The organism is Zunongwangia sp. L-65, from assembly GCF_056859415.1.
On record NZ_JBSXOK010000007.1, the window covers coordinates 1 to 3,790 of the forward strand.

Genomic DNA, 3,790 nt, shown 5'->3' on the forward strand with positions numbered 1-3,790 from the left:
GGCATGCGCAGCAAATCCTATGTAGCAGAAGAACGTGACAAACAAATAGCCGTTGAAACATTAGAGCGGATTATTAAAAAAATCAAAGAATATTAAAACCACTATACCATGAAAAAGCTATTTCTTATATTCATGATCATCTGTAGGTGAAGGATTATCTGATGTAAAACAATGTTCAACTTTATCTAGCATCTAGAGAAAATAGCACTTATATATGGAACAAGCTTAAGAAACGGGGGATCGTTCATCGGCAAGCAAGTGCCCCCTGTGATTATAGTGAACGCTAAGTTGAGACATTCCCATAAGCAACAGAACAGTAGCGATAAATTGTTTTTACAATTCTTCTTTTTAAGTTCCTTTTATAATGTTAATGCTTAAAAAAGCGGATAAGCAACTATGGTACTTTCATCGCTTCCTATTGGGTTTTTGTATAGGGTATTAAGTACATTCCAAAAATTACCGTTGATTCCAAAATTTCCCGAATTATTAAAATTGTCATATCCATCAAAATTGGAGCCTAGACCCAAAGCATATCCTAGCTTATTGATAATCATTTCTATTTCGTCTTCATTATCACTAAAAGAACATTCCATTGTATCCAGACGTACCAAAATAAGACCATTCATACTCCCTGAAGCCTCATAATATGCTTTTTTGACAATTTCACCCTGTACGGAAAAAAAACCTCCAGATTCATTTACCGTTGTGCCAATCACCCCTCCGTCTACATCAAATAATGGGTTTCCATCCAATATGTTACAAATAGCTGTACCTTCAGAATTATAGAGCAACCAGTCTTCTTCTGACAAGATTCCAATAACATTATCACCAGCATCAAAAATATAAGATGTATCCTCTAATATATTACCTACAACATTACCTTCAGAATCATAAGCCTGTCCCAATACGGGATAATCATAACCAATAATATTGCCATCACCATCATATTCCAGCTCAAAATCTTCATAGAAATATTCTGTTTCGTATTTGAAAGAAACATCGCCGCAACCATAACTATTATCAAATTGAGAACTATAAGCATTGGTTTCTTCTTCTGCAGCAAAGATAATACCCCTTGCAATAACTTCATCGGGCGTGTTGGCTATGCTCGTACGGTCAAATAGAGTCATATCCAATCGTTCTTCAATAAGGTTTAGCGCTTCCGACACTAATGAAAGTCCATTGATTTTTACCGGAATGAACCCCTGCTCCTCAATATCCCATCTTTTTAGTTTCCCATCCGTTAAACTGGCCAAACCACATTCACTCTCATAGTCAGGTACGGCATTCCAAGGAAAAACTGTGGAATTTAAATTGGTTTTACGAAGATTTTCTATTATCCCAGAATTATCTACTATGGGACCAGGTGCGCTACCTCCACCGTTGTCATCTTCATTTCCACTATCACCACCACACGAACTAAGGGAAAAAGCAAATACTACAATATAACACCACAAGCTATTTCTAACAAACCAGTTTACTGAAAAAAACTTTTTACTTTGGGTTTTTATAGTTCTCATAATCAGCTGTTTTTAATTTTATACCAAAAAGAAATATACCAAATATAGATAAAAAAGGAATGATTTTTTTTAATGAAAAGAAAATTAACAATCAATTAAAATTGGTAAATTGACTATGTGTTATATGTTCAACGTAAATTGGTATTCCTGGCTAAATTTTTATTTAATTCGAGCCAATAGAAATATTTAATCCCTTCCTGAACTACATCTATTTCACTAAGGTTCCAACGGTTACAAAAAGGTTCCAGCCAAAAGTTGGACTTGTAGCACCCTGCCTGCCTTCGTTTCTTTGCTATCGAGATTAATGTAAACGACCCGACATTAAATGCCGAGTTGAATTGTAAAACGATAAAATGAGAGGCGTATGTTTACCCAGATTTCATGGACAGACTACCTGTTGGCAGTCTCCATACTACTAGCTATTTATTATTTATTTGTTGGGGTACGTTATTTTTCCGGTGACCTCAAAGCCCTGTTAACAGGAAAACGAAAACTTACCTTAAAGCCATCTGGTTTTCCGCAAAATGAACCCTTGCAAAATGAAGCTTCAGAAGATATTTCGGTAACTGCGGATGAAGATACCGATGACGAATTTGCCGAAGTAGAACACCTGATCGAAAAGGTCCAAACGGTCATTACAGATGCGCTTGGCAAACAACTGGTCAAAGAAGAATTCAAACACTACCTGCGACTGGTCTTAAAAGATTACCCAAACGTAAAAACATCCGGGCTTCGCCCTTCAGTCAATGAACTGATTGTATCGGAGTGCGAAAAACAAGGGATTGTGGCCTTCAATGAAGAAGAAGTGGATGCATTGTGGAGTGAAGAACGGCAATAATCCCGGCGGAACGTCTTTTCCTGCCCAACCCCGAGCCGAAGGGCAAAAATGATTGAAAAAGATGTGTAAGTGACAGCGAAAGCGTTCCGCTTTTTTTAAAAAAATTTAAGTGTAACCTAAATATGATGAATGATGAAAATGTGCAGCAAGAAAACAACAACGTTTAACCAAAAAAAGGTGATCTCCATTTGTGCCGTTATGGCGTTACTGGCTATCCAATACAGTGCTTATGCACAGGATGGTATTGAGGGGATCAACGAAGCAAACACCAAAGTACGCAGCTACTTTGCCGCAGGTACCAACCTTATGTATGCCGTGGGAGCAATTCTCGGCTTAATTGGAGCAGTAAAGGTGTATCAAAAATGGAACAATGGCGATCAGGACACCGGCAAAGTGGCTGCCGCCTGGTTTGGCAGTTGTATTTTCCTGGTGGTCGTGGCTACCGTGATCCAGTCGTTCTTCGGTATCTAAAATTCCTGAAGTATGCAGACACTACTAAAAGAAAAGTTGTGGGCGTTTATCGTCCACAACAATCCTGAATTGATGTTCAATTTGCAGGAAGACTATTCGGTGACCAACTATCTGGATGCAAAAGTAAAGGACATTATGCCTTTGGCGGAACAATTACTTTCTGAAAACCGACCCGTGTATGTTGTGGAAGAATTATGCCTGGAGCAGATGACTGAAGAACTTAAACCTTCCCGTTACCACTACCTCCTTTCCATACTTGAGGAAGAATTTACTGCCGACTATGAGCGGTTACGGGAAAGCGGGACGCTCACCTATGAAGTCGTCAACCTGATTGCTTACTGCAAAGACATTTTTGACGGATACGGATTTAATACAGCAAATGAAGAGGACAGGCAGCTACGATACACTGTCATCGGACAGGTACACGAGTATCTGAGTTAACTACCAATACGAAAAAGCCCGCCATCAGGAAAAGGTGACGGCTTTACAGCCATAAAGGAATTGTGAGAATGAAAAATGTGTGGATATGGCTTACAATATTTCAGAAAAACTACAGGACAATATCAGGGCGATCCGAATCGCCCTGAGCCATCAAGACGGAAAAGAACTAAATTCTGATGAGGTCTCCAACCTGAAAAAATTTTCAGGTTTTGGAGGGATCAAGGCTATCCTATACCCTTATGGTACGCAGGAAGAATGGTCAGCCAATGGGGCTACCAAAGAAGACCTGAAACACCATGCAGGTATTATGGAGCTTCATGAGCTGCTAAAGGAAAATTACAGCGAAACTCAATATAGGGAAATCATTTCTTCTTTACGTAATAGTGTGCTGACCGCCTTTTATACCCCGCAGGTAGTTCCCGAAACTTTATATACTGTTCTGGCAGCACAAAACCTGCAACCCAAACGATTGTACGAACCTTCAGCAGGTTCCGGCATTTTTATTAGTGAAGCTGTAAGG

5 protein-coding genes are annotated in these 3,790 nt (G+C 39.2%); 4 read left to right on the plus strand and 1 reads right to left on the minus strand.

Annotated features, from left to right (window positions below; translation table 11 throughout):
- Positions 1-374: 374 nt before the first annotated feature.
- Entirely contained in the window at positions 375-1,520 is a 1,146-nt protein-coding gene (locus AC13DP_RS00110) for a hypothetical protein (RefSeq protein ID WP_249603637.1), read from the minus strand.
- 364 nt (positions 1,521-1,884) lie between these two features.
- Between AC13DP_RS00110 and AC13DP_RS00115 the strand changes: the two genes are divergently transcribed.
- The 4 genes from AC13DP_RS00115 to AC13DP_RS00130 form a co-directional block, all read left to right on the plus strand.
- The gene (locus AC13DP_RS00115) at positions 1,885-2,358 is read left to right on the plus strand and encodes a hypothetical protein (protein WP_483067078.1); all 474 of its coding nucleotides are present in this window, start codon (positions 1,885-1,887) and stop codon (positions 2,356-2,358) included.
- Between the two features lie 198 nt (positions 2,359-2,556).
- Positions 2,557-2,829, plus strand: coding sequence for a DUF4134 domain-containing protein (locus AC13DP_RS00120; RefSeq protein ID WP_217806671.1), 273 nt, complete (start codon positions 2,557-2,559; stop codon positions 2,827-2,829).
- A 12-nt stretch (positions 2,830-2,841) separates the two neighbouring features.
- The gene (locus tag AC13DP_RS00125) at positions 2,842-3,270 is read left to right on the plus strand and encodes a DUF1896 domain-containing protein (RefSeq protein ID WP_249603635.1); all 429 of its coding nucleotides are present in this window, start codon (positions 2,842-2,844) and stop codon (positions 3,268-3,270) included.
- A gap of 85 nt (positions 3,271-3,355) precedes the next feature.
- On the plus strand, positions 3,356-3,790 hold a 435-nt coding region (locus AC13DP_RS00130), incomplete at its 3' end, for a hypothetical protein (protein ID WP_483067079.1).

What these genes read in the sequence shown, in the direction of transcription:
- AC13DP_RS00110 (WP_249603637.1), bottom strand. Translation starts at nt 1,520, where the DNA reads ATGAGAACTATAAAAACCCAAAGTAAAAAGTTTTTTTCAGTAAACTGG.
- AC13DP_RS00115 (WP_483067078.1), top strand. Translation starts at nt 1,885, where the DNA reads ATGTTTACCCAGATTTCATGGACAGACTACCTGTTGGCAGTCTCCATA.
- AC13DP_RS00120 (WP_217806671.1), top strand. Translation starts at nt 2,557, where the DNA reads ATGGCGTTACTGGCTATCCAATACAGTGCTTATGCACAGGATGGTATT.
- AC13DP_RS00125 (WP_249603635.1), top strand. Translation starts at nt 2,842, where the DNA reads ATGCAGACACTACTAAAAGAAAAGTTGTGGGCGTTTATCGTCCACAAC.